This window comes from Mycobacterium gallinarum (genome assembly GCF_010726765.1).
GTDB lineage: Bacteria > Actinomycetota > Actinomycetes > Mycobacteriales > Mycobacteriaceae > Mycobacterium > Mycobacterium gallinarum.
Window position 1 is genome coordinate 2,045,263 of record NZ_AP022601.1, and the last position, 21,714, is coordinate 2,066,976.

Consider the following 21,714-nt stretch of genomic DNA (forward strand, 5'->3'; position numbering starts at 1 on the left):
ATCGCTGAACCGCTCCGGTCTGGCACGATGACCACGTGCGCGCCCAGCATTCTCGGAAACGTCGGCTGCTCGCCGTGATGTTGCTGATCCTGATCGCCCTTCCGGCACTCGTCGGATGTGTTCGGATCAGGGCGTCGATGACGGTCTCGCCCGACGACAGGGTGTCGGGACAGATCGTCGCCGCGGCCAAACCGCGCAACGACGACGACAAGGGCCCCCAACTTCTCAACAACCTGACATTCGCCAACAAGGTGGCTGTCTCCGAGTACAGCCGCGACGACTATGTCGGCTCTCAAGCGGTGTTCTCAGACCTCACCTTCGCCGAACTCCCCCAACTGGCCAACATGAACCGCGACGCCGCCGGCGTGGACATCGCGCTTCGGCGCGCCGGCGACCTCGTGATTCTCGAGGGCCGCGTCGACCTCACCTCACTGAGCGACCCCGACGCCGACGTCTCTCTTTCGGTGTCGTTCCCCGGCGAGGTCACATCGACCAACGGGACCCAGGTGTCCGCCGAGATCGTCGAGTGGAAACTGCGGCCCGGTGTCGTGAGCACGATGAACGCCCAGGCCCGATATACCGACCCGAGCGCCCGCTCGTTCACCGGCGCCGCGATCTGGCTCACCGTGGGCTCATTCCTGGTTGCCGGGATCATCGGCGGACTCGCCTACTACAACCGCGACCAATCGCCCCGCGTCGGCGAGCGCCGCACCGAGTCCCCTTGACACCCCGCTCTGACTTGCTAAACCAGCAGGCTCAGGCTCTACTCTGAATGCACTCGGGGCGAATAGTGCACAAAGAAAGGGGCGCCCGCTGAGCGTGTACGCAGCGGCACCGTCAGCCGTCGAGTTGGCCAAAGCCGTGACCGAGCAACTGCGCGTCTATCTTGCCGAGCGCCGCAGCGAATGTGCTTACATGGGCGCCGATTACGGCGAGCTGACCGCCGCGCTGGAAGAGTTCGTGCTGCGCGGCGGCAAGCGCCTGCGGCCGGCCTTCGCGTACTGGGGCTGGCGCGCGGTGGCCGAACACCCCGACGACAGCGATGAGGAGCAGGCCCTGCGCCTGTTCTCCGCACTCGAGTTGCTGCACGCCTGTGCCCTCGTCCACGACGACGTCATCGACGCATCGGCGACCCGTCGCGGACTGCCGACCGTGCATCGGCTGTTCTCGGAGAAGCACCGCGCCAACGACTGGCACGGCAACTCCGACCAATTCGGCCTGTCCGCAGCGATCCTGCTCGGTGACCTCTCCCTGGTGTGGGCCGACGACATCGTCGCGACGGTCGATCTGCCGATCGAGGCGCACCGTCGCGTCAACCGGATCTGGGGCGCCATTCGCACCGAGGTCCTCGGCGGCCAGTACCTCGACATCGTGGCCGAGGCCAGCGGCGCCGAATCGGTGGCATCGGCGATGACGGTGAACATCTACAAGACTGCTTCGTACACGATTTCACGCCCGCTGCAATTGGGCGTCGCCGCGGCGGCGGACCGCCCGGATGTGCAGGCCGCTTTCCACGAGCTGGGCACCAACCTCGGCGTCGCGTTTCAGCTGCGCGACGACGTGCTCGGCGTGTTCGGCGACCCAGCGGTGACCGGCAAGCCCTCCGGAGACGATCTGCGTTCGGGTAAGCGAACCGTGCTGCTGGCCGAGGCGGTCGAGCTGGCCGAGAAGCACGATCCGGTCGGGGCCAAAATGCTCCGCACATCCATCGGCACAGAGCTTTCCGACGCGCAGGTCAAAGATCTGTGTCTGCTCATCGAATCGGTCGGCGCACTGGCCGCCGTCGAAGACCGTATCGATGTGCTGACCCGCAGAGCGCTCGCGATCCTCAACGTCGCATCGATCGACAGCCAGGCCAAGATCGGCCTTTCGGAGCTCGCCAGATTGGCCGCCAACCGGACCGCGTGACAATGACACCATCGTCACCGGCGCTGCCGTCGGACACATCAGCCAGCGGGCAACGCATTTCGCGATTCGTCGCGTTCGCGACGTCGCCGGAGGCGAAACCCGCGCGGCTCGGCGCACTTGGCGCCGTGCTGATCGCCGCGGGCGGACTCGGCGCGGGCAGCACGCGGCTACACGATCCCCTGCTGGAATCGCTGCACCTGTCATGGCTGCGTTTCGGTCACGGTCTGGTGCTGTCGTCGGTGCTGTTGTGGGTCGGCGTGGCCTTGATGCTGTTGGCCTGGCTGCGGTTGGGGCGCAGCGTGATCGACCGCACCGCGACCGAGTACACGATGGTCGCGACGACGGCGTTCTGGCTGGCTCCGCTGCTGTTGAGTGTCCCGGTGTTCAGCCGCGACACCTATTCGTATCTGGCCCAGGGCGCGCTGCTGCGCGACGGATTCGACCCGTACGTCGTCGGGCCTATCGAGAACCCGAACTCGTTGCTGGAGAACGTCAGTCCCATCTGGACGACCACAACGGCACCCTACGGACCCGCCTTCATCCTGGTGGCAAAGTTCGTGACCCTGGTGGTCGGCGAGGACGTGGTCGCGGGCACGATGCTGCTGCGGCTGTGCATGTTGCCCGGTCTGGCGCTGTTGATCTGGGCGGCGCCCCGGGTGGCCCGTCACGTCGGCGCCAACGGCGCCGCGGCACTATGGATATGCGTGCTGAACCCGCTGGTGATCATCCATCTGATGGGCGGCGTCCACAACGAGATGCTGATGGTCGGACTGATGATGGCCGCGATCGCACTGACCTTCAGCGGCCACCACTTCTGGGGCGTCAGCCTGATCGCCGTCGCGGTCGCTGTGAAAGCCACCGCGGGCCTTGCCCTTCCGTTCATGGTGTGGGTGTGGGCACGGGACCTACGGCAACGGCGCGGTTATGGGCCCGCCAAGTCGTTCGCGGCGGCGACCGTCGCCTCGGCACTCGTCTTCGTCGCGGTGTTCGCGGTATTGTCGCTGGCCGCCGGCGTCGGCCTGGGCTGGCTGACAGCACTCGCGGGTTCGGTGAAGATCATCAACTGGCTGACGCTGCCGACCGCAGCGGCCAACCTGATCAACGTCATCGGCAGCCTCTTCATGCAGGTGAACTTCTACGCCGTGCTCGACGTCACCCGGATCATCGGCATCGCCATCATCGCGATCTCACTTCCATTGCTGTGGTGGAGGTTTCGCCACACCGACCGCGAGGCTCTGGTCGGTATCGCCCTGGTGATGGCCGTCGTGGTGCTGTTCGTGCCCGCGGCGCTGCCCTGGTACTACACCTGGCCGCTGGCGGTCATCTCAGCCTTGACCCAGGGTAGGCGGTCGATTGCGATCATCGCGGGCTTGTCCACATGGATCACGGTGATCTGGAAACCCGACGGAGCGCACGGCATGTACTCGTGGCCGCACGTGCTGCTGGCCACAGCTTGTGCTGCAGGCGCGTGGTACTCGCTTTACAAGGCGCCGGCGGTCAGCACGGCACGACCCGCCGAGCGGTCAATAAGCTAGAGCCTGGGCCCGACGTACCACCTCACGGGCCTGATGCGAGTGCAACGCGTCAACCGGCCGGGCATTGGGTTGCTTGTCCGCCTCCCCGTCCCTGCGGATCGTCAGCGACGAGTCCGGGGTGAACAGCCAGCGCATGATCTCGGTCTCGTGATAGCCGCCGTCGTGCAGCAGGACGAGTAACCCGTGCAGGCTCTTCACGACGCGACCGGCGTCGTCGAAGAAGATCTTCGGCACCACCACCGCGCCGTTGCGGCGTACGCCAATCAGGTGTCCTTCCCTCAGATGCTGCTGCACCTTGGTGACCGGAACACCGAGTAGATCGGCGACAGCGGGCAGGTCGTAGACGGCCTCGCCAGGGTCAAGAACATCATCGGCGGCCGGAATGCTGCTCACCTCATCGAGTCTAAGTCGAGACGGTCGACTCGTAACATGTGTTTCGTGGAGACCCACCGGCAGTCGGCGCCGCTCGTCGGGACCGTGCTGGACGGTCGGTACCGAGTCGACAACATGATCGCCACCGGCGGCACGAGCTCCGTGTACCGCGGACTGGACCTTCGTCTCGACCGTCCAGTGGCACTCAAGATCATGGAATTCCGCTACGCGGGCGACCAACAGTTCCTCACACGTTTTCAGCGCGAGGCGCGCGCGGTGGCCCGCCTCAAGGATCCCGGCCTCGTCGCCGTCTACGACCAGGGCGCTGGAACACCCGGCAGGCAGGCCCCTTACCTCGTGATGGAGCTCGTCGAGGGCGGCACCCTGCGAGAGCTGTTGCGCGAGCGCGGACCGATGCCACCGCATGCCGTCGCCGCGGTGCTCAAACCGGTACTCGGTGGGTTGGCGGTCGCGCACGCGGCCGGTCTGGTGCATCGCGACATCAAGCCCGAGAACGTGTTGATCTCCGACGACGGCGAGGTCAAGATCGCCGACTTCGGGCTGGTTCGCGCGGTCGCCGAAGCCAAGATCACGTCCACCAGCGTCATTCTGGGCACCGCGGCCTACCTGTCACCCGAACAGGTCGGCACCGGTGACGCCGATCCCCGCAGCGATGTGTACTCGGTCGGCATCATGGCCTACGAGCTGCTCACCGGCGTCACGCCGTTCACCGGTGACAATGCGCTCACGGTCGCATACCAACGGATGGACCACGATGTACCCCCGCCGGGAACGGTGATTGCCGGTGTGCCAACACAATTCGATGAACTGGTACTGCACGCCACCGCCCGCGATCCGCAGCGGCGCTACACGGACGCCGGGGACATGGCCGATGATCTCGCCGAGATCGTCGACGACCTCGGCCTGCCGGCCTTCCGCGTGCCTGCACCGAGCAACTCGGCTCAGCACGCTGCGGCGACCACCGTCGTCACCGCCGGCAAACCCCGGCCCGCACCGCAGCACACCCGTGAGCTCACTCTCGGCAACATTCCGCCCCAGGAGCCCGAATATCAGCCGGTGTCAGGACAATTCGCCGGTGTCGACCTCGACGAGTTCTACTGGGCGCGGCAACGCTCCAAGCGCGTGCTGCTGTTCTGGGTGATCGCCGTCATCACGCTGACCGGGCTGGTGGCCGCGGGCTCGTGGACGGTCGGCAGCAATATCGGTGCGCTGCTGTAACTAGTCGCGCAGCATCTCCGCGACGAGGAACGCCAGCTCCAGCGACTGCTGGGTGTTCAGTCGCGGGTCGCAGGTGGTCTCGTAACGCCCGGCCAGGTCCGAATCGGAGATATCCTGAGCGCCGCCGAGGCACTCGGTGACGTTCTCGCCGGTGATCTCGACGTGAATGCCGCCCGGATGCGTGCCCAGCGCGCGGTGCACCTCGAAGAAGCCCTGCACCTCGTCGACGATCCGGTCGAAGTGGCGGGTCTTGTAACCGGTCGACGACTCGTGGGTGTTGCCGTGCATCGGATCGCACTGCCAGATCACCTGATGCCCGGTCGCCTGCACCTTCTCGATGATCGGTGGCAGCAGGTCGCGAACCTTGTTGTTGCCGAAGCGCGTGACCAACGTCAACCGGCCGGGCTCGTTGTTCGGGTCGAGCCGCTCCACGTATTCGACGGCGAGTTCCGGGGTCATCGTGGGGCCGAGCTTCACGCCGATCGGGTTGGCGATCACCTCGGCGAACGCGATGTGTGCTCCGTCGAGCTGGCGGGTGCGCTCGCCCACCCACACGTAGTGCGCGGACAGGTCGAACAGCGCCTGCTCGCCCTCGCTGTTGTCGGCCAGCCGCAGCATCGCCCGCTCGTAGTCGAGCACCAACGCCTCGTGAGACGCGTAGATCTCGGCGGTCTGCAGATTGGGATCGTTGACGCCACACGCGTTCATGAATCGCAGACCGCGGTCGATCTCGCCGGCCAAGGCCTCGTACCTGGCGCCGGCAGGCGACGTCCGGACGAATTCCCGGTTCCAGTCGTGCACGAGGTCCAGGGACGCGAGCCCGCCCGATGTCAGGGCGCGGGTCAGGTTCATCGCGGCACTCGCATTCGCGTACGCGCGCACCAGCCGCGACGCGTCGTGCTCGCGGACCGCGGCGTCGGGAGCGAACCCGTTGATCATGTCGCCGCGGTAGGACTTCAGCCCGAGGGCATCGGTGTCCGACGAGCGCGGCTTGGCGTACTGGCCTGCGATTCGCGCGACCTTGATCACCGGCATGCTCGACCCGTAGGTCAGGACGACGGCCATCTGCAGCAGGGTGCGGATATTGCCCCTGATATGGGGTTCGGTGTTGTCGGCGAACGTCTCGGCGCAGTCGCCGCCCTGGAGCAGGAACGCCTCGCCGCGGGCCACGTCGGCCAGCAGGCTCTTGAGCCGCTCGATCTCAGAGGAAACGGTGATGGGCGGCACGCTCTCCAGGACGGTCCGCATCGCCTTGGCCTGTTCGGCGTCCCAGCTCGGCTGTTGGGCGGCGGGCTTGGCGAGTGCGGTGTCCAGGCGTTGCCGCAGCTCATCAGGCAGCGGCGGCAGCGCAGGCAGCTGGTCGATGGGTACGTCGACGGTCCAGTTCACCCGTCAATGGTAACCGGACGCCGATAGCGGTTTTCACCGCTGGACTGGCACTTCGCCGGTGGTCATCAACTGGAAGCGCAACAGGTTGTGACGCGCGTCCACCAGGGCGTCGTGGGCGTCGCGCGGTCGCGGCGGCATCCGGGGCGATCCCCTCTCCTCCCAGAACTGCCGCAACTCCCGGGTGAACCGAGGAATCGCAGGCGGCAGGTCGGTCATCGGGCCCCACAACTGACACAGCACGACATGGTCGTAAGCCCCGACCCACGCCCACAGTTCGATCGGCTCGTCACCGTCGACGCCGAAGAAATCTTCCAGCTCCGAGCGGATCTGCCGACGCGAGCGCCATAGCTGCGACGACGGCGAAGGGAGCTTGGGCAGCACGTTCTTGCGCACCCAGCTGCCCGCCTGTTCCGGGTTGAACTCCGTTGAAATACCGTAATATTCGCGACCGTCCTCGGCTGCGACGCCAATGGAGATCAGCTCGATCGTCCGGCCGTTGTCGATGAACTCGGTGTCGTAGAAGTACTTCACGCCCGCGGTACTCCCGCCGCCGCCCGCTCTGGCGCCGGGGCGGCGCGGATCTCGCGGTCCAGTTCCTGGTTCACTTCGGCGTCTTCCGGGAAGCGTGGCTCGCCCGCGATGACGTGCTGCAGCCACAGCTTGGCCTGCACCACCGGTCGTCGCAGCCGACGTTCGCGCTCCAGCGCGCGGTGCATCTTCCTCGGGCGGTCGCCGTATCGCCATCGGGCCCACGGCGCGTGTGGGCGGGACAGCCGGATCGCTCCGATGAAGAGCAGCGGGGTGATGAACATCCCCACCAACCCGGTCCAGACCTTGCCCTTGAGCAACACGACGACCGCCAGCATCAACGTGAGCGCTGCAAGGGCGATCACGCTGGCCCTCGCCTCGAACGAGTGGTCGTTGCGCCAGATCCCGATATCGAAGAAAGACAGCGGGTTGAACCCCAGGACGAGCAGACCCGCCACGGCGACGGCAGCGAATACCGCGTCGACCGAAGTTCGCCCGTCCTCGGCCCAATAAACGTCCTGCAAGTGCAGGATCAGCGCGAACTCATCGAGCACCAGTGCGGCTCCGATTCCGAAAAAGGTTGCCGCGACCGTGAATTCGGGTACCCCCCCGTTGACCGCCAAAGTCACCATCGACACACCGGAGATCATGACGAGTATCACGCCGATAACCACGTGGTGGATGTGCAGTCCGCCGCCTGCAGAAATGTTGCGCGGCTGCCACCACTTGCGGGGCGCGTCGGAGTCGGCATGGCTGCGGATGTACCGCACGATCGTGCGCGTCACAAAGAACGTGAGAATGAACGCGACCAGGCAGAACACCAGCGGTATTCGGCTATGTGGAATGCCGAAGTCGAGGTCGAACGTCGCGCGCACGGTCGAAAACTTACGCCGACCTGCGCGTGTCACGCCCGGGATACCCTCCGACGCGCCGGTGGCCACCGATAGTCTGGTCGCGAAATGAGTATTCGGCGGTCTCCCGGCATGCCTGATTGGGGACGAATGCTCGCCTGGCGGCTGGTTCAGCTGCTCACCGTGGCGGCATTGGTCTGGGCCGGCTGGCGGCTGCTGGGCCACACCCCGTACCGCATCGATATCGACGTCTACCGGATGGGCGGGCAGGCCTGGCTCGACGGCCGGCCGCTGTATGCCGACGGTGTCATGTTCAACACTCGCGGCGGGCTCGACCTGCCCTTCACCTACCCGCCGCTGGCGGCCGTCCTGTTCGCGCCGTTCGCGCTCCTGTCGCTGGACGGTGCGAGCATCGCGATCACGCTGGCCACACTGCTTCTGCTGATCGTCGCGACGACCATCCTGCTGACTCGACTGGACGTATGGCCGGATCCGGCGGACGGCAAGAGCGCTGTCACCTCGGAGCCGGCATGGCTGCGCCGGACCTGGCTGGCCGCGGCGATCGTGGCGCCCGCGGTCATCTACTTCGAACCGATCCGGTCGAACTTCGACTTCGGCCAGATCAACGTGGTGTTGATGACCCTGGTCATCGCCGATTGCGTCCCGCGCAAGACACCGTGGCCGCGCGGCATGCTGTTGGGGCTGGCGATCGCCCTCAAACTCACCCCTGCGGTGTTCCTGCTGTACTTCGTCCTGCGTCGGGACACCCGCGCGCTGCTGGTCACCGCGGCGTCTGCCGCTGCCGCCACGCTGGCCGGGGTGGCGTTCGCCTGGCGCGACTCGTTCGAGTACTGGACGGAAACTGTGCGCAACACCGACCGCATCGGCACTGCGACGCTGAACACCAACCAGAACATCGCCGGCGCCCTGGCTCGGTTGGGCCTCGGCGAAGGCATGCGATTCGTGTTGTGGACCGTCGCCTGTTTCGCGGTGCTGGCGCTGACGGTGTGGGCCGTGCGACGCGTCTTGAAGGCCGAGCAACCGGTGCTCGCCCTGATCTGCGTGGCGATGTTCGGGCTGGTGGTGTCGCCGGTCTCCTGGTCGCATCATTGGGTGTGGGTGCTGCCCACCGTGCTGGTCACCGGCATCGCGGCCTACCGCCAGCGGCACGTGGCCCTGGGGGTTGTCGCCGCGGCGGGCGTCGCGCTGATGATCTGGACCCCGATCCCGCTGATGCCCGAACACCAGGAAACCGCGGCGTCGCTTTGGCGGCAGCTGGCCGGCGGTTCCTACGTGTGGTGGGCGATCGCGGTGATTGTCGTGTCAGGCACGATGTCGTGGCGCCAGACCCAGGGCTCCGATGCCGCGGTCGACGAAGCGCGTGTTCCCGCGGTCAACTAACCGGCGGCAACTTCGGGCATACGGGCGGACGGCTTCGCGGTGGGCTCCGCCTTGCCTTCCTTGACATCGGCGGCGTACAGGTCGACGTACTCCTGCCCGGACAGGCGCATCAGCTCGTACATCACCTCGTCGATGACGGCCCGCTCGATGAACCGGTTGCCTGCCAGGCCCTCGAACCGGCTGAAGTCCATGGGCTTGCCGAACTTCACCGTGACCCGGCCGAATCGCCACATCTTGCTGCCAGGCGGATTGACGGAATCCGTGCCGATCATCGCGACCGGAATCACCGGGACACCCGTCTCCAGCGCCAGTCGCGCCAGCCCTGTCTTGCCCTTGTAGAGCCGTCCGTCGGGTGAGCGGGTGCCCTCGGGATACATACCGAGCAGCTTGCCCTCACCGAGCACCCGCGCCGCGGTGGTCAACGCGGCCTGCGCACTGTCGGCGTCGGAACGGTCGATCGGCACCTGGCCCGCGGCGGTGTAGAACCACCGCTGGAACCACCCTTTGAGCCCCGTTCCGGTGAAGTACTCGGCCTTGGCCAGGAAGGTGATCCGGCGGCGGACCACAAGAGGCTTGAAGAAGCTATCGGCAACGGCTAGGTGGTTGCTGGCGAGGATCGCGGGTCCCGAGCGCGGAACATAGTCCAGCCCTTCGACTTTCGGCCGGCCCAGCAACGACAGCAAAGGACCCATGAAGATGTACTTGAACAGCCAATACCACATGGGCCCCTCCTGATGATCGAACACACCTCGGTGTTCTGCGACAACTGTACCCACGCACCGGGCATGCGACCACAGCGCAGCCTCGGCGCGAGATTGAACTCAGCTAGTCCTCGACCGTTACCGGAATGTGCTGATAGCGCCCGGGTCCCGGTGGTGCGGGCCCGTCATTGTTGGGCGGTTCCGGCGGCGACGGCGGCCCGTCCGGAGGCGGAGGCGGTGCGCCACCCGACTGTCCGGAATGCGCAGTGTCCTCGATGAGCGCCCGCACCACGGTGAGCAGCGCGACGCTGTGATCAGCGATGACCGTCAGCAATGGATGCTGTTCGCCCGACGCCAGCGCGGCCAGTGCGCACACCGGGCACCACACCTGCTGGCACTTCCCGGGGGTGGCGTCTGGGGCGGCCGCACGCGCCGCGGCCATGCGCAGCGCGGGGTCGAGTCGATCCAGGATGGTCTGCGCCAGCTGCCGCAACTCCGGACCGATGTCGGAGTGTTCGCCGTTCACTGAGGCCACACCTCCGGATTCGGTCGGAACCGCACTGTCAGTTCACTGCCTCGCAGCTGCGCGTCGATCACGATGCAACGACGTAGTACCGAAGCGAGTCGAACACGGCGTCGCATCCCGCCGACACCGATGATCAAGTCGTCGTCGACCCGTCCGAGCGCGAGGGCGGTTGAGTCGACCTGCGGCAACTCTAGCCGCAGTCGGTAGACGGCTTCGAGACCGGATCCGGATTCCCTGTCCACGATCGGCCGCAGCGGACCAGGGGGCGGTGAACCGTCGCGCCTGCGTGCGGCGTCCAGCAGCTCGCCAAGTGCTTTCGGACCGATCGGCTCGCCGGCCAGGTGCGGAACGAGGACGAGCTGCACGTCGCCGATCATGCTGTCCAATTCGTCGAGCACCGACTGCTGCTCGGAGATCCGTTCGGAGTACCAGTCAAACGCGGGATGATCGGGCAGGTTGCGGTACTCGTATGAATCGTCCTGCACCAGAATCTGGTTGACGATCAACTCGTCGATCCGAACGCCCATCAACGCCAGCGAGCCCAGCGTGCGGGCCGCCTCGGCGGCGACCACCCGTTCAGCGGTCATCACCAGATGGGCGCTGAGTACGGACCCGTCGGTGAGCAGCGCGCTCAACCGCTCGGTGCCCGCGCTGATGCGTTCCACGAGTCCCACGACCGCAGCCGAACGAGCGTCGTCGGTGCCGGACAGCCGGCGGTGCCGGGGCCAGGCGCGCTCCAGGTAAAGCGCGAACGTCGCGGGCAGCGTGAGCATGCGCAGCGCATCGGCGGTCGACGCGCAGTCCACCACGACGTGATCCCACTGACCAGCTGCCGCCAGCTCGCCGACCTCGTGCAAACCGAGCACTTCCTGGATACCCGGCAGCGCTGAAAGTTCTTCGGGGGCAACGCTTCCCAGATCCGACTCGGGAAATCTGCCGGCCAGCATCCCGGCGATCTCGCGCCAGTGCGTCTCCAGCAGTGCCAGCGTGTCGAGCGCCAACGCGTCGAGGAGACCACCCGCGTCGGTGCCGTTGTCGAGGTCGGCGAAGACCCTGGTGGGTTTCCGTCGCCCGGTCGGAGTGATTTGCGCGCCCAGGACGTCACCGATCGAGTGCGCCTGATCCGTCGACACGAGCAGCACCCGCATGCCCGCGCGGGCGTCGCGCACGGCGGTGGCGGTGGCCAGAGTCGACTTCCCGACACCGCCCTTACCGACGAAGAGACTGATCCGAGCCACCGGCGGGCCCGGATTCACACCGCGAGGGGGTGGCGGAAGGTCACTCAGCCTCGGCTCGTTTCTTGAGGTCCTTCAACGCGGTGTCGGTGAGCCGCCGTTCGGCCTTGCGCTTCAGCAGCCCGATCATGGGGATGATCAGGTCGACCGACAGCTCATAGGTAACGTCGGTTCCAGACCCCTTGGGCGACAACCGATATGCGCCGTTCAACGACTTGAGCAGCGAACTGGACACCAAGGTCCACTCCACCGAGCCGCGGTCGACCTGCTTCCAGTCGTATGCCAGAACCATCGTGTCCTTGAGCACGGCCGCGTCCAACACCAGTCGCGCCGTCTTGGGATACCCCTCCGGACCTGCCTCGAGGACCTCGCAGTCCTTGTACTCGTTGACCCACTCCGGATAGGACGCGATGTCGGCGATGACACCCATCACCCTCGACGGGTCGGCATCGATGTAGATGGTCTGCGCCGTCTTGTCCGCCACTGCCTTCTTCTCCGTCTATCTGCCGATGGCCCAGAATCTACCCCGCGCGGCGGCGTTGGGCCCAAGTCTCACGCCAGCCGGGATACCCCGACCGGGCGCGTCGCCTCCAGGCGCCGCTTCACCTCGAACGCCATGTCTTTGCCCGCTACCCGGCGCTGATGGTTCATTTTGGCGAGGTTCATCTTCGCCAGCTGCCAGGCCGCCACGCCCGACGGTTCAGCATGCAGGAAATAATGCAGGATCACCCCGTCCAGGGCGGGCTGCAGCCAGACTTCCATCGTGCCGGTGAGCGCGCCGGCGACTGTCCACCGGTGACCGACCTCGCCGCGGTCCTCCACCACGGTCAGCCGCAGGTCGGGCCACCAGCGGCGCCAATTCGCGGGGTCGCCGACCGCCGTTCCCACCTCGGCGGGGTCAGCGGAGACAAACGTCTCGTCGGCGATCTGGATGCTGTGCATGGCCTACAAGCTATACATGCGTGCCCCGGTCGGTGTCGACGGTGGCCGACTACGCTATTGAGCGGCAAAGCCGCTAGTCGAGAGGCCATGATCGTGCGCGAGTTCAGTGTCCCCGCCTCATTCACCGTGGGTGAGTATGACAATGTCGTCAGCTCCGTCTTCAGCCACGAGCGCGACGATCCCGACCACGTGATCTTCCAGCGCCTCGTCGACGGCGTATGGACCGACGTCACGTGCAAGGAGGCCGCCGATCAGATCCGTTCGGCGGCACTGGGGTTGATCGCCGAGGGTGTGGCCCCCGGTGATCGCGTCGCCGTCCTGTCGGCCACCCGCTACGAGTGGCCGATCCTGGACTTCGCGATTCTCGCCGCGGGTGCGGTGACGGTGCCGATCTATGAGACCAGCTCCGCCGAGCAGGTGAAATACGTACTCGAGAATTCCGGCGCGGTGCTGATATTCGCCGAGTCCGACGCTCACGCCGACAAGATCGAGCAGTTCAAGGGCGAGGTGCCCTCGTTGCGCACGGTGCTGCGGATCGACGGTTCGGATACGCCCGCGCTCGACGCGCTCGCCGCGGCGGGCGCGTCGGTGGACGCCAAACAGCTCGATGACCGCCTGGCCGGCGTGAAGTCCTCCGACCCCGCGACGCTGATCTACACGTCGGGCACCACCGGCAGACCGAAAGGCTGCCAACTCACCCATTCCAACCTGCTCTACGAGATCCGCGGCGCCAAGGACTGCTTCCCCACGCACCTGGCCAAGGGCGAACGGATGCTGGTGTTCCTGCCGCTCGCGCACGTACTGGCCCGCGCGATCACCGTCGCCGCGTTCACCAACAAGGTGACGCTCGGGTTCACCAGCGACATCAAGAACCTCGTGCCGACGTTCGCGGTCTTCAAGCCGACGTTGGTGGTGTCGGTGCCGCGGGTGTTCGAAAAGGTGTACAACACCGCCGAGCAGAACGCCGAAAGTGGCGGCAAGGGCAAGATTTTCACGGCCGCCGCCGACACCGCGATCGAGTGGAGCAAGGCGCAGGACACCGGCGGCCCCGGTCTTGTGCTCAAACTCAAGCACGCGCTGTTCGACAAGCTGGTCTACGGCAAGCTCCGGGCCGCACTCGGCGGCGAATGTCACGCCGCGATTTCCGGCGGCGCCCCGCTTGGTGCACGGCTGGGCCACTTCTACCGCGGCGTCGGGCTCTCGATCTACGAGGGCTACGGGCTCACCGAGACCAGCGCGGCCATCACCGTGAACCGCGTCGGCGACCTGCGCGTGGGTTCGGTCGGCAAGCTGCTGCCCGGCAACAGTATGAAGCTCGGTGAGGACGGCGAGCTGCTGGTCAAGGGCGGCGTCGTGTTCAGCGGCTACTGGCGCAACGAAGCCGAGACCAACGCGGTGTTCTCCGACGGCTGGTTCCACACCGGCGATCTGGGCGCCATCGACGACGACGGCTTCCTGACGATCATCGGTCGCAAGAAGGAGATCATCGTCACCGCCGGCGGCAAGAACGTCGCACCCGCCATCCTCGAAGACCGGCTGCGGGCCCACCCGTTGATCAGTCAGGCGATGGCGGTCGGTGACGCGAAACCTTTCATCGCAGCGCTCATCACGATTGACCCCGAGGCGTTCGACGGCTGGAAGGACCGCAACGGAAAAAACGCGGGCGCGTCGGTCGGTGACCTGGCCACCGACCCCGACCTGGTCGCCGAGATCGACCTGGCCGTCAAGGAGGCCAACGAGGCCGTGTCCAAGGCCGAGGCGATCCGCAAGTTCCGGATCCTGGGCGTGGACTTCACCGAGGACACCGGCGAACTGACCCCGACGATGAAGGTCAAGCGCAAGGTGGTGGCCGAGAAGTTCGCCACCGATATCGAGGGTTTGTACGCGAAGGACTAGAGCAGGTCGGACAACTTGGCGGCCTGGTCCTTCCACTGCCAGTTGTCGACGGCCCAGCGCCGACCGGCCGCCCCCATCCGGGCCGCCCGGTCGGGATCGGCGAGCAGATCGCTCACGGTCGCCGCGATCGCGCCGACGTCCCAGCCGTCGACCACCACCCCGGTCTCGCCGTCGAGCACGGTCTCGGGCGCACCGCCTGACCGGCCGGCGACCACGGGCACTCCGCACGCCGACGCCTCCAGGTAGACGATGCCCAGACCTTCGACGTCCAGGCCGGCTCCCCTGGTCCGGCACGGCATCGCGAACACGTCAGCCATCGCATGATGGGCCGGCAGTTCCTCGCCAGGCACGCCGTCGGTGAACACCACATGGTCGGACACCCCGAAGTCCTGCGCGAGGCCCCGCAGGGATTTTCCGTAGGGGCCGCCGCCGACGATCACCAGAGCGGCACCGTGCACACGTTGCCGGATGGCGGGCAGCGCCCGGATCAACATGTCCTGGCCCTTGCGCGGCACCAGTCGCGACAGACAGACCACGACGGGGCGACCGCCCAGCCCGTAGCGGGCCCGCATCTGCGCGCGTGCGATCTCGTCGGGCACGAACCGCTCGGTGTCCACACCCGGCGGCAGATGCTCGAGTGCCGCATGCGGACCGAACGCCGACGCGAACCGCCGCCTGGTGTAGCGGCTGACGTAAGTCACCGCGTCGGTCCCGGATCCAATGCGCCGCAACGCCGTTCGGGCCAGCGGGAGCATCGACCATCCCACCTCGTGGCCATGGGTGCTCGCGATCACCCGGGCGGCGCCCGCGTCGCGAGCCAGTGGCGCCATCAACGCCAGCGGTGCCGCCGCGCCGAACCACACGGTCTCGGCGTTGTGAAGCTTGATGAGTCGCCGCATCCGACCCGCGACCGACGGTTCGGGCAGCATCAGCGTGGTCGGATGCCGCACCACCTCGTAGTCGGCGGCCCGGTCGAACTCGTCGGAGCCCTTCCACTTCGGTGCGTACACCGTCAAGGTGTGGGCACCCGCGTCGACCAGGTGGCCCACGAATTCCTGGAGGTACGACTGAATGCCGCCACGTCTGGGCGGAAAATCGTTGGTAACCAGCAGGACCCGACTCATAGCCCGTCAGGCTATTCCCTCTAGCGCCCGGGTGGGCGGTCCCCCCAGGTCGGCCACTGCCGCCATGCGGCCAGCACTGCGGCGAGGTCGGTTCCGAGGGCGTCTTGCGCCGCGGTGGCGACGTCGGGGTGGCCGTGTCCGCCGGCGCGCACGTAGAGGTCCTTCAGTGCTGCGGTGCCGTAGGTGTCGGCCACGAACCGGCTGAACCACCAGGCGCGGTCGTAGGCCAGCGAGCGGTCGGGCCCGCTGAGCTCCGCCTCGGTCGGCAGTCCTGCCCCTGCCATAGCGGCGGCGTGGGTGGGCAGCGGCGTGGGAGGGCGAGCGACGAAGTCGGCGACGCCCTCGGTGAGCCACTGCGGTGCATCGGCTGCGGTCGCGTGACGTGCCGCGTAGTGGAACAGTTCGTGGCGCAAGACGATTCGCAGCGATTCATCGCTCATCTGCGCAGCGCCGGGTGCGAACACGATTCGTTCACCGGCGGTGGTGGCCGCGGTGTGAGAGTCGCCGCCGCCGACCGCCGCGAACTGTTCGTCGGTGCCGGTCGCCACCAGGACGATCTCGCGCGGCCAGTCAGGTCCCCAGAAGCCGGTGACGGCGTCCGCCGCGTCGTCGAGATGCGCGGAGATGCGCCGCAGCAGGGGGGCGGTGCGCTCACCAAGACCGACCAGGCGCACGGTGCGGCCGTCTCGCAGCGTCTGCGTGGTCGGCGCCGAGGAGGGCGTGCTGAGGGACGCCGGTGCGGCCATCGGCGGATCGGGCTGAGTTGGTCCGGCATTGCCGAGTAGAAGCAGTCCGCAGACCAGTTCGGCGATCAGGACCGCGGCGAGAGTGGTTCTCGTCTTTGCATGCGAGAGGCGATCTGCCACTCGCCGGCGCTGGTTCTCCAGGGTCAGTAGCGGCGGACGTTGTAGATCGGCGCGTTGTCCACTGGGGCGACGCGCACCGGCGTGCCATAGGTCGAGGCGTGAACCATCATGCCGTTGCCGATGTAGATCGCGGTGTGCGATGCGTCGGAGTAGTAGTTGACGACGTCACCCGGTTGCATCTGGTCTACCGAGACCGGCGATCCGCCGTTGGCCAGCGCCTGGCTGGAGTGCGGCAGCGAGATGCCCGCCTGCTGGAACGACCACTGCACCAGCCCGGAGCAGTCGAACGCGTTGGGGCCGGATCCGCCCCACGAGTAAGGCGATCCGATGCGGCTCAATGCGGCCTGGATGACGGTGGTGCCGTGGCCGCCGACTGGCGGGGCCATGTCACCGGGCGGAACGCCGGGGGCCGGAACAGCGCCGGCGGGCGGCGGAGCGATGCCAGGAGGAGCGGCGGCGAGTATCGCGGGATCGCCCGGGGGCGCCGGAGCGGGCGGCGGCGGGATCGGGGGCACGGGCGGCATGGCGGCCAGGGCCTCGCGCTGGTTCGGCGTCAACGCCTCGTACTGCGACTTGACGGTCGCGATCTCGACCTGCAGCTTGCTCTGCTTGGACTGCAGATCAGCACGGACGGCGGCAGCCTGCTCGGCGGCGGTCTTCGCCGCGGCGGCCGACTTCGCCGATGCTTCCTCGGCGGCGGCTGCCCGTGCGCTGGCCTCCCGGAAGCTCTTCATCTGTGACGATATTTCAGCGGCCATCACGCGCTGTACCGACATCTGATCGATGAGACCCTGCGGCGACGAGGCTGTCAGCAGGGCGTTCATGCCGTCGGGCCGGCCACCCATGTACTGCGACGCGGCGATCTTGTCGACACCGATCTGGAATGTCACCAGTGCAGACCTGGCGGAATCCAGCGCACCGGCGTCGGCGGCGTGCTTGGCCTCCGCGGCCTCTTGCGCAGCCAGTTTGTCGTTCAGATCCAGTTGCGCGGAGTGCATGGCCTCGGTCGTCTGCTCGGCCTGCCGCGACAGTTCATTGAGCTTCGCCAGCGCGTCATCGGCGGGATCGGCCTGCACACCCGAGGCGAGAAGTCCGCCGAACACCATGAGGCCGGCTATCACACCGATACCGGGTCGCTTAAGAACACGAGTGAACCATTGCGTGCGGTCGAGCCTCAAGATTGCGTCCTTCAACTGCCGTGACGGGCCGTGTCGAGCTGCGCTTAGGTCTCAGACAGGTTACGAAACGGCATCGCCCTTGTCCAACAGAAGACGCAAATTTAACAGGCGACGCCACATCTGCAACAACCGGCCCACCTGTAGCGTGTTGTCACGCAACGCCAGAGTTATTGCGGCCGTGGATCGGAACGAGTCGAAGACGTGGCGCCAACCCCACGTCAGCGAGCACTTCGAGCGCTCGGCGTTCGTCGTCGAGCAAAGTTTCGGGGACGCCGAGTAGGACACTGACGACGCAGTCCTGACAACCGGGGCCCCGCACTGCGCAGTCATCGCAGTCGATGGTGACGGTGCCCGTGTCGGGCACCTCGTCGTTATCAAACATTCCGCAGTCCTCCTGCTCGGTGTTACCCGCACGGTATCCGCGGGCACCGACATTTACGTTTGGTGTGTGCCGCGGGCGGCGTGGCAAAGCCCAGCCTGGCGGCATTTGTCGGTCCGGTTCCCTACCGTCAGCGCATGGGCCAGCTCAGCTTCGCTGACGTCGAGCCATTGGCTTTCAACACTGATGTGTCGTTGCGCGAAACCACGTTCGTCGTCGTCGACCTCGAGACCACGGGCGGCCGCGCCAGCGGCGAGAACCACGACGCCATCACCGAGATCGGCGCGGTCAAGGTGCGCGGCGGCATGGTGCTTGGCGAGCTCGCCACCCTGGTCGACCCGGGCCGCAGCATCCCACCCCAGATCGTGTCGCTGACCGGCATCACCACGGCCATGGTGTGCGATGCCCCGACGATCGACTCGGTACTCCCCTCGTTTCTCGAATTCGCGCGCGGAGCGGTGCTGGTCGCCCACAACGCCGGCTTCGACGTCGGGTTCCTGCGCGCGGCCGCCGAGCGCGCCGAGATCGCCTGGCCCCGGCCGCCGGTGTTGTGCACGGTGCGCCTGGCGCGACGCGTGCTCACCCGCGACGAGGCACCCAGCGTGCGCCTGTCGGCGCTGGCCCGGCTGTTCAGGGCGTCCACCACCCCGACGCACCGCGCCCTCGACGACGCCCGCGCCACCGTCGACGTGCTGCACGGGCTCATCGAGCGCGTCGGCAACCAAGGCGTACACACCTATACCGAGCTGCGGTCGTACCTGCCCGACGTGTCACCCGCTCAGCGCCGCAACCGCCATCTCGCCTCATCACTGCCCCGGCGGCCCGGCGTCTACCTGTTCCGCGGGCCCGCGTCGGAAGTCTTGTATGTGGGCACGGCCGTCGATCTGCGCCGTCGGGTCGGCCAGTACTTCAACGGCGCGGACCCACGCACCCGCATCAAGGAGATGGCGTCGCTGGCCACGGCGGTCGACCATGTCGAGTGCGCGCACGATCTGGAGGCCGGTGTGCGAGAACTCCGGCTGCTCGCCGCGCACTCACCGCCCTACAACCGCCGATCGAAATTCCCGCACCGGTGGTGGTGGGTGGTGCTGACCGACGAGGCGTTCCCACGTTTTTCTGTCGTGCGTTCGCCAAAGCACGCGTCCGCCGTCGGCCCGTTTCGCGCCCGCGCCGACGCGGTACAGACCGCCGCATTGCTGGCCCGCTTCACCGGCGTGCGGACCTGCTCGGCAAGGCTGGGCCGCGCGGCGCTGCACGGTCCGAAGTGCCCCGAACACGAAGTCTCACCGTGCCCCGCGCCGCGCGACATCAACGCCGCCGAATACGCCGGCGCGCCGACGCGGGCCCGCGACCTGATCGAAGGCGCCGACAGCAGCGCGCTGGCCGACGTGCTGTCGCACATCACCGACCTCGCGGGCCGCGCGCGCTACGAAACCGCTGCGCGGCTGAGGGATCACGCCGCCACCGCCATCGACGTGCTCTGGCGTGGCCAGCGGCTACGCGCACTTGCCGACGTCAGCGAGATCGTCGCGGCGCGTCCGGACGGCGCCGGCGGCTGGCGCCTCGCCGTGATCCGTCACGGGCAGCTGGCGTCGGCGGGCAATGCACTGCGCGGCGTTCCGCCCATGCCGGTCGTGGACGCGATTTGCGCTGGCGCACAAGCGATTCTGCCGAGTCAGGCGCCACTCGGCGGTGCACTCGTCGAGGAGACTGCGCTCATCGCACGCTGGCTCTCCCAGCCGGGCGTCCGGATCGTGCGCGCGGAAGCCGGTTACGCCTCACCGGCGGGCTCGGCGGGTCGATTCTCGGGCTGGGCCGCGGCGGCGCGGTCGGCGCGCGTCGCGGCTGAGCAACTGACCGAAACCCGTTCCGAATCAGAGCTTTTGACCGAACCCCACCCAACGCGCGAGCAGCTTTTCGGCCGCACCCGAGTCGATGGTCTCGGTGGCTCTGGCCAGACCCGACTCCCACGCGGGCACCCACTTGGCGTCGCTGGCTAGACCGGCGTGCGCCACCATCGCGCCGGCGGCATTGAGCACCACAGCGTCTCGCACCGGCCCCTTCTCACCGCCGAGTACCGCCCGCACCGACTCGGCGTTCGCCTCCGCGTCTCCGCCGATGAGCTCGGACAGTTGCGCGCGGGCGAACCCGAACGCCATCGGATCGAACGTCAGCCGCTCGACGGTGCCGGCCTGAACGCGCCAGATGGTGCTCGTCGTGGTGGTGGTCAGCTCGTCAAGGCCGTCGTCGCCATGCACCACCAGCACGCTGGAGCGGCGGGCGGCGAACACTCCGGCCATCACCTCGGCCAGGTCCGCCCACGCGCAGCCGATCAGACCGGCCCGCGGCGACGCCGGATTCGTCAGCGGCCCAAGCAGATTGAAAACAGTGGGCACACCGATCTCACGCCGCACAACCCCGGCATGCCGGTAGGACGGATGGAATTGCGGCGCGAAACAGAATCCGATACCGACCTCGGCGACGCTGCGGGCGACATCCTCGGGACCCAGGTCGATCCGCACCCCGAGCGCCTCCAGAGTGTCGGCACCACCTGAGAGTGACGACGCGGCCCGGTTGCCGTGCTTGACCACCGGCACACCGGCGGCGGCCACGACGATCGCGGCCATCGTGGACAGGTTCACCGTGTTGGAGCCGTCGCCACCGGTACCGACCACGTCGACGGTCTCGTTGCCGATCGTCTCCGTCGGAACTCGGCGCGCATGTTTGAGCATGATGTCGGCCATCTCGGCCACCTCTGCGGGCGTCGGGCGCTTCATTTTCATCGACACGCCGAAGGCGGCGATCTGAGCTGGAGTGGCCGCACCGGTCATGATCTGATCCATCGCCCAGCCGGCCTGCCCGGTCTCGAGCGCCTGACCTGTGGTTAGGCGGCCGAGGAGTTGTGGCCAGGTGGGGGAATCAGCGGAAGTCACGCGCTGATTATGACCAATTGCTCACCCGGGTGGAGTTCAACAACTACAAAGCGTCATACTTGCTTCTGTGACGAGCGCTGTAGGCACCTCGGGGACCGCTATCACGTCGCGAGTTCATTCCCTGAACCGGCCGAACATGGTCAGTGTCGGAACGATCGTCTGGCTCTCCAGCGAGCTGATGTTCTTTGCCGGGCTGTTCGCGATGTACTTCACCGCCCGCTCGCAGGCCGGGGGCAACTGGCCACCCGAGCCGACCGAGCTGAACCTCGTCCAGGCCGTTCCGGTGACGCTGGTGCTGATCGCCTCGTCGTTCACCTGCCAGATGGGCGTGTTCGCCGCCGAGCGCGGTGACGTCTTCGGGCTGCGTCGCTGGTATGTCATCACGTTCCTGATGGGCCTGTTCTTCGTCCTCGGCCAGGGCTACGAATACATCGAGCTGGTCAAACACGGCACCACCTTGTCCAGCAGCGCCTACGGGTCGGTCTTCTACCTGGCCACCGGATTCCACGGCCTGCACGTCATCGGCGGCCTCGTCGCCTTCATCTTCCTGCTGGCCCGAACCAGGATGAGTAAGTTCACGCCTGCTCAGGCCACCGCGGCGATAGTCGTCTCGTACTACTGGCACTTCGTCGACATCGTGTGGATTGCCCTGTTCGCCGTCATTTACTTCGTTCGGTGATCGGCTCGCCGATGCGTCCGTTGAGGGGTTCG

21 protein-coding genes and 1 pseudogene are annotated in these 21,714 nt (G+C 67.1%); 8 read left to right on the forward strand and 14 right to left on the reverse strand.

Annotation, left to right across the window (positions count from 1 at the left end; genetic code table 11):
- Window positions 1-77: 77 nt before the first annotated feature.
- The 3 genes from G6N42_RS10125 (at window position 78) to G6N42_RS10135 (ending at window position 3,443) form a co-directional block, all read left to right on the forward strand.
- Window positions 78-725 (forward strand): LppM family (lipo)protein, encoded by a 648-nt coding sequence (locus tag G6N42_RS10125; protein ID WP_163737261.1) that lies wholly within the window; start codon window positions 78-80, stop codon window positions 723-725.
- Window positions 726-819: 94 nt separating this feature from the next.
- Complete coding sequence (gene idsA2 / locus G6N42_RS10130; RefSeq protein WP_163729262.1) at window positions 820-1,908, forward strand: bifunctional (2E,6E)-farnesyl/geranyl diphosphate synthase; 1,089 nt, start codon at window positions 820-822, stop codon at window positions 1,906-1,908.
- A 2-nt stretch (window positions 1,909-1,910) separates the two neighbouring features.
- The gene (locus tag G6N42_RS10135; RefSeq protein ID WP_163737264.1) at window positions 1,911-3,443 is read left to right on the forward strand and encodes an alpha-(1->6)-mannopyranosyltransferase A; all 1,533 of its coding nucleotides are present in this window, start codon (window positions 1,911-1,913) and stop codon (window positions 3,441-3,443) included.
- Here G6N42_RS10135 and G6N42_RS10140 read toward each other — a convergent pair.
- Complete coding sequence (locus G6N42_RS10140) at window positions 3,432-3,836, reverse strand: helix-turn-helix domain-containing protein (protein ID WP_163729263.1); 405 nt, start codon at window positions 3,834-3,836, stop codon at window positions 3,432-3,434. The two genes, G6N42_RS10135 and G6N42_RS10140, sit on opposite strands and share 12 nt — an antisense overlap.
- Window positions 3,837-3,872: 36 nt before the next feature.
- On the opposite strand from G6N42_RS10140, the gene G6N42_RS10145 reads away from it, so the two are divergent.
- The gene (locus tag G6N42_RS10145) at window positions 3,873-5,054 is read left to right on the forward strand and encodes a protein kinase domain-containing protein (protein ID WP_163729266.1); all 1,182 of its coding nucleotides are present in this window, start codon (window positions 3,873-3,875) and stop codon (window positions 5,052-5,054) included.
- Here the strand turns inward: G6N42_RS10145 and G6N42_RS10150 are convergent, their stop codons facing one another.
- Genes G6N42_RS10150 through G6N42_RS10160 form a run of 3 tightly spaced genes read right to left on the reverse strand, consistent with a single transcriptional unit; the run spans window position 5,055 to window position 7,846 of the window.
- Window positions 5,055-6,443: a class II 3-deoxy-7-phosphoheptulonate synthase gene (locus tag G6N42_RS10150; protein ID WP_163684573.1), complete on the reverse strand. Its 1,389-nt coding sequence runs from the start codon at window positions 6,441-6,443 to the stop codon at window positions 5,055-5,057.
- 33 nt (window positions 6,444-6,476) lie between these two features.
- Window positions 6,477-6,974 (reverse strand): polyadenylate-specific 3'-exoribonuclease AS, encoded by a 498-nt coding sequence (locus G6N42_RS10155; RefSeq protein ID WP_163729268.1) that lies wholly within the window; start codon window positions 6,972-6,974, stop codon window positions 6,477-6,479.
- A complete protein-coding gene (locus tag G6N42_RS10160; RefSeq protein WP_163729270.1) occupies window positions 6,971-7,846 on the reverse strand; it encodes a hypothetical protein in 876 nt (291 codons plus the stop codon). The genes G6N42_RS10155 and G6N42_RS10160 overlap by 4 nt, the downstream gene beginning before the upstream one ends.
- Before the next feature lie 84 nt (window positions 7,847-7,930).
- On the opposite strand from G6N42_RS10160, the gene G6N42_RS10165 reads away from it, so the two are divergent.
- Window positions 7,931-9,223 carry a glycosyltransferase 87 family protein gene (locus G6N42_RS10165; RefSeq protein ID WP_163729273.1) on the forward strand — a complete coding sequence of 431 codons (1,293 nt, stop codon included), beginning with the start codon at window positions 7,931-7,933 and terminating at the stop codon, window positions 9,221-9,223.
- On the opposite strand, the gene G6N42_RS10170 is transcribed toward G6N42_RS10165, so the two are convergent.
- From G6N42_RS10170 to G6N42_RS10190, 5 genes are all read right to left on the reverse strand, one after another.
- Entirely contained in the window at window positions 9,220-9,945 is a 726-nt protein-coding gene (locus tag G6N42_RS10170; RefSeq protein ID WP_163729275.1) for a lysophospholipid acyltransferase family protein, read from the reverse strand. The two genes, G6N42_RS10165 and G6N42_RS10170, sit on opposite strands and share 4 nt — an antisense overlap.
- A 103-nt stretch (window positions 9,946-10,048) precedes the next feature.
- Window positions 10,049-10,450, reverse strand: coding sequence for a hypothetical protein (locus G6N42_RS10175; RefSeq protein ID WP_163729277.1), 402 nt, complete (start codon window positions 10,448-10,450; stop codon window positions 10,049-10,051).
- The gene (locus tag G6N42_RS10180; RefSeq protein WP_163729279.1) at window positions 10,447-11,706 is read right to left on the reverse strand and encodes an ArsA family ATPase; all 1,260 of its coding nucleotides are present in this window, start codon (window positions 11,704-11,706) and stop codon (window positions 10,447-10,449) included. The genes G6N42_RS10175 and G6N42_RS10180 overlap by 4 nt, the downstream gene beginning before the upstream one ends.
- 22 nt (window positions 11,707-11,728) lie before the next feature.
- Entirely contained in the window at window positions 11,729-12,169 is a 441-nt protein-coding gene (locus tag G6N42_RS10185; protein WP_083125457.1) for an SRPBCC family protein, read from the reverse strand.
- Window positions 12,170-12,237: 68 nt separating this feature from the next.
- Window positions 12,238-12,627, reverse strand: a complete 390-nt coding sequence (locus G6N42_RS10190) for a polyketide cyclase / dehydrase and lipid transport (RefSeq protein ID WP_163729281.1) — start codon at window positions 12,625-12,627, stop codon at window positions 12,238-12,240.
- Between the two features lie 93 nt (window positions 12,628-12,720).
- Here G6N42_RS10190 and G6N42_RS10195 point away from each other — a divergent pair, with 93 nt between their 5' ends.
- On the forward strand, window positions 12,721-14,523 hold the full coding sequence (locus G6N42_RS10195) for an AMP-dependent synthetase/ligase (protein WP_197905578.1): 1,803 nt from the start codon (window positions 12,721-12,723) through the stop codon (window positions 14,521-14,523).
- On the opposite strand, the gene G6N42_RS10200 is transcribed toward G6N42_RS10195, so the two are convergent.
- From G6N42_RS10200 to G6N42_RS10215, 4 genes are all read right to left on the reverse strand, one after another.
- Entirely contained in the window at window positions 14,520-15,647 is a 1,128-nt protein-coding gene (locus tag G6N42_RS10200) for a glycosyltransferase family 4 protein (protein WP_163729285.1), read from the reverse strand. The genes G6N42_RS10195 and G6N42_RS10200 overlap by 4 nt on opposite strands.
- A 20-nt stretch (window positions 15,648-15,667) precedes the next feature.
- Window positions 15,668-16,513 carry a DUF4157 domain-containing protein gene (locus G6N42_RS10205; RefSeq protein WP_174262050.1) on the reverse strand — a complete coding sequence of 282 codons (846 nt, stop codon included), beginning with the start codon at window positions 16,511-16,513 and terminating at the stop codon, window positions 15,668-15,670.
- A gap of 23 nt (window positions 16,514-16,536) precedes the next feature.
- On the reverse strand, window positions 16,537-17,691 hold the full coding sequence (ripC, locus tag G6N42_RS10210) for a peptidoglycan hydrolase RipC (protein ID WP_174262051.1): 1,155 nt from the start codon (window positions 17,689-17,691) through the stop codon (window positions 16,537-16,539).
- Window positions 17,692-17,842: 151 nt separating this feature from the next.
- Window positions 17,843-18,073 (reverse strand): hypothetical protein, encoded by a 231-nt coding sequence (locus G6N42_RS10215; RefSeq protein ID WP_163684556.1) that lies wholly within the window; start codon window positions 18,071-18,073, stop codon window positions 17,843-17,845.
- 134 nt (window positions 18,074-18,207) lie between these two features.
- Here G6N42_RS10215 and G6N42_RS10220 point away from each other — a divergent pair.
- A pseudogene (locus G6N42_RS10220) lies at window positions 18,208-20,007 on the forward strand (DEDD exonuclease domain-containing protein); the annotation flags it as partial.
- Here the strand turns inward: G6N42_RS10220 and trpD are convergent.
- A complete protein-coding gene (gene trpD, locus G6N42_RS10225) occupies window positions 19,945-21,021 on the reverse strand; it encodes an anthranilate phosphoribosyltransferase (protein ID WP_232076526.1) in 1,077 nt (358 codons plus the stop codon). The pseudogene G6N42_RS10220 and the gene trpD sit on opposite strands and share 63 nt — an antisense overlap.
- A gap of 49 nt (window positions 21,022-21,070) precedes the next feature.
- Here trpD and ctaE point away from each other — a divergent pair, with 49 nt between their 5' ends.
- Window positions 21,071-21,682: an aa3-type cytochrome oxidase subunit III gene (ctaE, locus tag G6N42_RS10230; RefSeq protein ID WP_163729290.1), complete on the forward strand. Its 612-nt coding sequence runs from the start codon at window positions 21,071-21,073 to the stop codon at window positions 21,680-21,682.
- The last annotated feature ends 32 nt before the right edge of the window (window positions 21,683-21,714 follow it).

Coding starts and splice junctions, on each gene's coding strand:
- G6N42_RS10215 (WP_163684556.1), bottom strand. CDS start 18,073: ATGTTTGATAACGACGAGGTGCCCGACACGGGCACCGTCACCATCGAC.
- G6N42_RS10190 (WP_163729281.1), bottom strand. CDS start 12,627: ATGCACAGCATCCAGATCGCCGACGAGACGTTTGTCTCCGCTGACCCC.
- G6N42_RS10165 (WP_163729273.1), top strand. CDS start 7,931: ATGAGTATTCGGCGGTCTCCCGGCATGCCTGATTGGGGACGAATGCTC.
- G6N42_RS10125 (WP_163737261.1), top strand. CDS start 78: ATGTTGCTGATCCTGATCGCCCTTCCGGCACTCGTCGGATGTGTTCGG.
- G6N42_RS10145 (WP_163729266.1), top strand. CDS start 3,873: ATGTGTTTCGTGGAGACCCACCGGCAGTCGGCGCCGCTCGTCGGGACC.
- G6N42_RS10170 (WP_163729275.1), bottom strand. CDS start 9,945: ATGTGGTATTGGCTGTTCAAGTACATCTTCATGGGTCCTTTGCTGTCG.
- G6N42_RS10135 (WP_163737264.1), top strand. CDS start 1,911: ATGACACCATCGTCACCGGCGCTGCCGTCGGACACATCAGCCAGCGGG.
- G6N42_RS10200 (WP_163729285.1), bottom strand. CDS start 15,647: ATGAGTCGGGTCCTGCTGGTTACCAACGATTTTCCGCCCAGACGTGGC.